General features: G+C 33.8%; 4 pseudogenes. 2 read left to right on the forward strand and 2 right to left on the reverse strand.

Features of this window, described 5'->3' with window-relative positions:
* Together DRZ96_RS00930 and DRZ96_RS00935 are read left to right on the forward strand one after the other, a co-directional pair.
* Positions 1 to 2,256: pseudogene (locus tag DRZ96_RS00930) on the forward strand (helicase-related protein); the annotation flags it as partial.
* Positions 2,257 to 2,831: 575 nt separating this feature from the next.
* Positions 2,832 to 3,921, forward strand: a pseudogene (locus tag DRZ96_RS00935) (reverse transcriptase domain-containing protein); the annotation flags it as partial.
* Positions 3,922 to 3,932: 11 nt separating this feature from the next.
* Here the strand turns inward: DRZ96_RS00935 and ltrA are convergent.
* Both ltrA and DRZ96_RS10595 read right to left on the reverse strand, forming a co-directional pair.
* Positions 3,933 to 5,058: pseudogene (gene ltrA, locus DRZ96_RS00940) on the reverse strand (group II intron reverse transcriptase/maturase); the annotation flags it as partial.
* A gap of 576 nt (positions 5,059 to 5,634) precedes the next feature.
* Positions 5,635 to 7,753: pseudogene (locus DRZ96_RS10595) on the reverse strand (helicase-related protein); the annotation flags it as partial.

Raw genomic sequence — 7,753 nt, forward strand, 5'->3', positions numbered from 1 at the left:
GAGAAATTGAAAATGTAATAGATTTAGCACCTTCTGAAAAGAAAGATACACTATTAAACGAGTTAGGCAAACTCAAATATCAAAGAGAAAAATTACAAGAAGTTTATGCCTGATGAACTTACTGCTTCTGATATAAATGTAAGGTTAGGAGCAACTTGGATACCTCAGAAAGATATAGAAGACTTTACTTTTAATCTTTTAAAAAACACCAGGTTATGATAGGTGGAATATAAATGTTAGGTTCTCACCACATACGAGTGAATGGAATATTGAAGGTAAAAGTGTTGACTCGACTAATGACCTTGCTAACATGACTTATGGTACAAGTAGGGTAAATGCCTATAAGCTAATTGAAAATGCCCTTAATCTAAAAGATACGAAGGTATTTGACCAAGTAATAAATGATGATGGTTCTAAGACTTCTGTATTAAATAAAAAAGAAACTATGCTTGCAAGTCAAAAGCAAGAACTGATTAAAGAAGAATTTAAGAATTGGATATTTGAAGATCCTGATAGAAGATATAGGCTAGAAAAGATTTATAATGAAAAATTCAATTCAATTAGAAATAGAGAATTTGATGGTTCTAACTTAACTTTTGATGGAATGAATACTGAAATCAGACTACGAGAACATCAGAAAAACGCCATAGCAAGGACTCTTTATGGCGGAAATACACTACTTGCCCATGTAGTAGGAGCAGGAAAAACTTTTGAAATGGTAGCTTCTGCAATGGAATCTAAAAAGTTAGGACTTGCAAGTAAGTCATTATTTGTAGTTCCTAACCATCTAACAACTCAAATTGGTAGAGAGTTTATGCAGTTATATCCGTCAGCAAATATTATGGTAGCCGATAAAAAGATTTTCAACCAAAAAACAGGAAAAGATTTATTGGTAGGATTGCAACGGGAGAATATGATGCAGTCATCATAGGACACTCTCAATTTGAAAAAATACCAATGTCTAAGGAGTACCAGGTAAGGCATATACAAGACCAAATAGATGATATAGTTTCCTTTATTGATGAGAATAAAAGAAATAGAGGAGAAAATTTTACAGTAAAACAACTAGAAAAGACAAAGAAGAAACTCTTGGTAAGACTTGAAAAACTAAATGATGACTTTAAAAAAGATGATGTAATAACCTTTGAAGAACTAGGAGTAGATAAGTTATTTATAGACGAAGCTCATAATTACAAAAACCTATTCTTGCATACTAAGATGAGAAATGTTGCTGGTATTGGTCAAAGTGAAGCCTTTAAGTCTTCAGATATGTATATGAAATGCAGGTATATGGATGAAATGACAGATGGTAAGGGAGTTGTATTTGCTACTGGTACACCAATATCAAATTCAATGACAGAGCTTTATACTATGCAAAGATACCTTCAGTATGACGATTTAAAGGCAAGAGGATTAGAACATTTTGACGCTTGGGCTTCTACTTTTGGGGAGACAGAAAACACCTTTGAATTATCTCCAGAAGGCACAGGATATAGGCAAAAGACAAGATTTTCAAAGTTTTATAACTTGCCAGAATTGATGTCTATGTTTAAAGAAGTAGCAGATATAAAGACCTCAGATATGTTGAATTTGCCAGTTCCTGAAGCAAATTTTGAAGTTATTAAAACAAAACCTACTGAGGAACAAAAAGAAATATTAGAAGCTATTTCAGAAAGAGCTGACGCAGTTAGAAATAATCAAGTAGAGCCAACAGAAGATAATATGTTAAAGATTACAAATGATGGTAAAAAACTTGCCCTTGACCAAAGATTAATAAACCCACTACTTCCAGATGATCCTAATTCAAAGGTGAATGTATGTGTAAAAAATATCTTTTCGATCTGGGATAAGACAAAAGAAAATTCATCGACCCAATTAGTGTTTTCAGATATGTCGACACCAAAAGGAGATGGAGAATTTAATATCTATGATGATATTAGAAATAAGCTAGTGAATATGGGAATACCTAAAGAAGAAATAGCCTTTATTCACGAGGCAGATACAGACAAACAAAAAGATGAATTGTTCTCAAAGGTAAGAAGAGGAGAAGTAAGAGTATTATTAGGATCTACTCAAAAAATGGGAGCAGGTACTAATGTACAAAACAAACTAATAGCCTTACACGATTTAGACGTCCCATGGAGACCGTCTGACCTAGAGCAAAGAAGTGGTAGAATTGTTCGTCAAGGTAATGAAAATGATAAGGTAAATATTTTTAGATATGTAACAGAAAATACTTTTGATTCTTATTTATGGGTGCGACATGAAGTCGCTTAATTTAACTGTTTGGCAAAATGACCAAACCAACTATTCCGTTAGTTGAGCCGAGTATCGACTGCACTTAGGTGTGGTAAGCCGATATTAAAGTAGCCCTACTTGAGGTAAAACCGTGAGGTAATACCGAAACTACTAGCAACAAAGTGGTTAGGGAGCGAGGCTTGATAATATGGCTAACATATGTGAACTACTGATAAATGTCGTTAAGGCGAACAGGCTAAAGTTGCTGATAAGCCTGAACCAAAATGGTGTGTAGTCGGATAATCCTTTCCATAGTGAGATTACACGGACAAAAGACTACCGGCAGAGAGGTAGAGCCTAAGTTATCAATGTTAATTAAGTGAAACATGGTAAGCCTGTACTATTGCCATAAGGCAAGGCAAATCGTAAGAAATGCTGATAATGGTGCAGGTAAAGGAGAATGGAAAAAGCGAATGCCATCTTGTAATGAGATGGATAGGGGTTCAAAATTTGCCCTAACTTGAAAGAGTGCAGACTTCCATTTGGTTTTTAATCACAAGAGAACTTGTAGAATTTTTGAAAGGAGAAAGCAAATGAACAGTAAAATGTGTGCTACTACTAACAGAGCTAAAAACTGGGAAAGTATAGACTTTTATCTAGCAGAAAGCTATGTTAAAAAACTACAAATGCGTATTGTGAAAGCGTGGAAAATGAGTAAATATGGAAAGGTAAAATCTTTACAACATTTACTCACAACTTCATTTTATGCAAAAGCCTTGGCTATTAAGAGGGTAACTGAAATCAAGGCAAGAAAACAAGTGGTGTTGATGGTGAATTATGGCTAACATCACAGGCAAAGTATAAGGCGATAGAAAAGTTAAATTTAAGAGGATATAAACCTAAGCCTCTTAAAGAGTGTATATACCAAAGAAAATGGGAAGAAAAGACCTCTCAGCATTCCTACAATGACAGATAGAGCAATGCAAACCCTATATAAATTTGCACTTGAACCCATAGCAGAAACTACTGCTGACCCTAATTCTTATGGATTTAGGGCAAAAAGATGTACACAAGATGCTATCGAGCAGTGTTTTACATCACTTAATAAAAAGAAATCTGCAAAATGGGTACTTGAGGGAGATATAAAGGTTGTTTTGATAATATAAGTCATGAATGGATATTAAATAATATCCCAATGAACAAGAAATTATTAAAACTCTGGCTTGAGTGTGGATATATAGAAAAACAAAAACTATTTCCAACAGAAAAAGGAAGTCCCAAGGCTCGCCAATATCACCTATTATTTCCAATATGGTATTAGATGGTTTAGAAAAAGCAATCAAAGAGAAACATCATAGAAGAACAGTAAATAAGAAAACATATTTCCCAAAGGTTAACTTTGTTAGATATGCAGATGATTTCATCGTTACAGGAGAAAGTGCAGAATTGCTTGAAAATGGTGTAAAGCCAATCATTGTAAAATTCTTGGCTGAAAGAGGTTTAGAATTATCAGAGGAAAAGACACTCATAACACACATAAATGACGGTTTTGATTTTCTTGGAGTTAATATTAGGATGTATAAAGATAAGTTGCTTACAAAACCATCTGATAAGAACTTCAAGGCTATTGTCGATAAAATCAGACGAATCATAAAAGATAATCCGTCAATGAAACAAGAAATTTTTGATTAGTTAAAACCTAATAATATTGGTTTAATTTTTCTAATCAAAATTTCTATGTTCATTGACGGATTAATCTTATGATTCGTCTGATTTTATCGACAATAGCCTTGAAGTTCTTATCAGATGGTTTTGTAAGCAACTTATCTTTATACATCCTAATATTAACTCCAAGAAAATCAAAACCGTCATTTATGTGTGTTATGAGTGTCTTTTCCTCTGATAATTCTAAACCTCTTTCAGCCAAGAATTTTACAATGATTGGCTTTACACCATTTTCAAGCAATTCTGCACTTTCTCCTGTAACGATGAAATCATCTGCATATCTAACAAAGTTAACCTTTGGGAAATATGTTTTCTTATTTACTGTTCTTCTATGATGTTTCTCTTTGATTGCTTTTTCTAAACCATCTAATACCATATTGGAAATAATAGGTGATATTGGCGAGCCTTGGGGACTTCCTTTTTCTGTTGGAAATAGTTTTTGTTTTTCTATATATCCACACTCAAGCCAGAGTTTTAATAATTTCTTGTTCATTGGGATATTATTTAATATCCATTCATGACTTATATTATCAAAACAACCTTTTATATCTCCCTCAAGTACCATTTTGCAGATTTCTTTTTATTAAGTGATGTAAAACACTGCTCGATAGCATCTTGTGTACATCTTTTTGCCCTAAATCCATAAGAATTAGGGTCAGCAGTAGTTTCTGCTATGGGTTCAAGTGCAAATTTATATAGGGTTTGCATTGCTCTATCTGTCATTGTAGGAATGCTGAGAGGTCTTTTCTTCCCATTTTTCTTTGGTATATACACTCTTTTAAGAGGCTTAGGTTTATATCCTCTTAAATTTAACTTTCTATCGCCTTATACTTTGCCTGTGATGTTAGCCATAATTCACCATCAACACCACTTGTTTTCTTGCCTTGATTTTCAGTTACCCTCTTAATAGCCAAGGCTTTTGCATAAAATGAAGTTGTGAGTAAATGTTGTAAAGATTTTACCTTTCCATATTTACTCATTTCCACGCTTTCACAATACGCATTTGTAGTTTTTTAACATAGCTTTCTGCTAGATAAAAGTCTATACTTTCCCAGTTTTTAGCTCTGTTATAGTAGCACACATTTTACTGTTCATTTGCTTTCTCCTTTCAAAAATTCTACAAGTTCTCTTGTGATTAAAAACCAAATGGAAGTCTGCACTCTTTCAAGTTAGGGCAAATTTTGAACCCCTATCCATCTCATTACAAGATGGCATTCGCTTTTTCCATTCTCCTTTACCTGCACCATTATCAGCATTTCTTACGATTTGCCTTGCCTTATGGCAATAGTACAGGCTTACCATGTTTCACTTAATTAACATTGATAACTTAGGCTCTACCTCTCTGCCGGTAGTCTTTTTGTCCGTGTAATCTCACTATGGAAAGGATTATCCGACTACACACCATTTTGGTTCAGGCTTATCAGCAACTTTAGCCTGTTCGCCTTAACGACATTTATCAGTAGTTCACATATGTTAGCCATATTATCAAGCCTCGCTCCCTAACCACTTTGTTGCTAGTAGTTTCGGTATTACCTCACGGTTTTACCTCAAGTAGGGCTACTTTAATATCGGCTTACCACACCTAAGTGCAGTCGATACTCGGCTCAACTAACGGAATAGTTGGTTTGGTCATTTTGCCAAACAGTTAAATTAAGCGACTTCATGTCGCACCCATAAATAAGAATCAAAAGTATTTTCTGTTACATATCTAAAATATTTACCTTATCATTTTCATTACCTTGACGAACAATTCTACCACTTCTTTGCTCTAGGTCAGACGGTCTCCATGGGACGTCTAAATCGTGTAAGGCTATTAGTTTGTTTTGTACATTAGTACCTGCTCCCATTTTTTGAGTAGATCCTAATAATACTCTTACTTCTCCTCTTCTTACCTTTGAGAACAATTCATCTTTTGTTTGTCTGTATCTGCCTCGTGAATAAAGGCTATTTCTTCTTTAGGTATTCCCATATTCACTAGCTTATTTCTAATATCATCATAGATATTAAATTCTCCATCTCCTTTTGGTGTCGACATATCTGAAAACACTAATTGGGTCGATGAATTTTCTTTTGTCTTATCCCAGATCGAAAAGATATTTTTTACACATACATTCACCTTTGAATTAGGATCATCTGGAAGTAGTGGGTTTATTAATCTTTGGTCAAGGGCAAGTTTTTACCATCATTTGTAATCTTTAACATATTATCTTCTGTTGGCTCTACTTGATTATTTCTAACTGCGTCAGCTCTTTCTGAAATAGCTTCTAATATTTCTTTTTGTTCCTCAGTAGGTTTTGTTTTAATAACTTCAAAATTTGCTTCAGGAACTGGCAAATTCAACATATCTGAGGTCTTTATATCTGCTACTTCTTTAAACATAGACATCAATTCTGGCAAGTTATAAAACTTTGAAAATCTTGTCTTTGCCTATATCCTGTGCCTTCTGGAGATAATTCAAAGGTGTTTTCTGTCTCCCCAAAAGTAGAAGCCCAAGCGTCAAAATGTTCTAATCCTCTTGCCTTTAAATCGTCATACTGAAGGTATCTTTGCATAGTATAAAGCTCTGTCATTGAATTTGATATTGGTGTACCAGTAGCAAATACAACTCCCTTACCATCTGTCATTTCATCCATATACCTGCATTTCATATACATATCTGAAGACTTAAAGGCTTCACTTTGACCAATACCAGCAACATTTCTCATCTTAGTATGCAAGAATAGGTTTTTGTAATTATGAGCTTCGTCTATAAATAACTTATCTACTCCTAGTTCTTCAAAGGTTATTACATCATCTTTTTTAAAGTCATCATTTAGTTTTTCAAGTCTTACCAAGAGTTTCTTCTTTGTCTTTTCTAGTTGTTTTACTGTAAAATTTTCTCCTCTATTTCTTTTATTCTCATCAATAAAGGAAACTATATCATCTATTTGGTCTTGTATATGCCTTACCTGGTACTCCTTAGACATTGGTATTTTTTCAAATTGAGAGTGTCCTATGATGACTGCATCATATTCTCCCGTTGCAATCCTACCAATAAATCTTTTCCTGTTTTTTGGTTGAAAATCTTTTTTATCGGCTACCATAATATTTGCTGACGGATATAACTGCATAAACTCTCTACCAATTTGAGTTGTTAGATGGTTAGGAACTACAAATAATGACTTACTTGCAAGTCCTAACTTTTTAGATTCCATTGCAGAAGCTACCATTTCAAAAGTTTTTCCTGCTCCTACTACATGGGCAAGTAGTGTATTTCCGCCATAAAGAGTCCTTGCTATGGCGTTTTTCTGATGTTCTCGTAGTCTGATTTCAGTATTCATTCCATCAAAAGTTAAGTTAGAACCATCAAATTCTCTATTTCTAATTGAATTGAATTTTTCATTATAAATCTTTTCTAGCCTATATCTTCTATCAGGATCTTCAAATATCCAATTCTTAAATTCTTCTTTAATCAGTTCTTGCTTTTGACTTGCAAGCATAGTTTCTTTTTTATTTAATACAGAAGTCTTAGAACCATCATCATTTATTACTTGGTCAAATACCTTCGTATCTTTTAGATTAAGGGCATTTTCAATTAGCTTATAGGCATTTACCCTACTTGTACCATAAGTCATGTTAGCAAGGTCATTAGTCGAGTCAACACTTTTACCTTCAATATTCCATTCACTCGTATGTGGTGAGAACCTAACATTTATATTCCACCTATCATAACCTGGTGTTTTTAAAAGATTAAAAGTAAAGTCTTCTATATCTTTCTGAGGTATCCAAGTTGCTCCTAACCTTACATTTA

Origin of the sequence: Peptoniphilus harei (assembly GCF_900454685.1) — a bacterium.
Lineage (GTDB): Bacteria > Bacillota > Clostridia > Tissierellales > Peptoniphilaceae > Peptoniphilus_A > Peptoniphilus_A harei.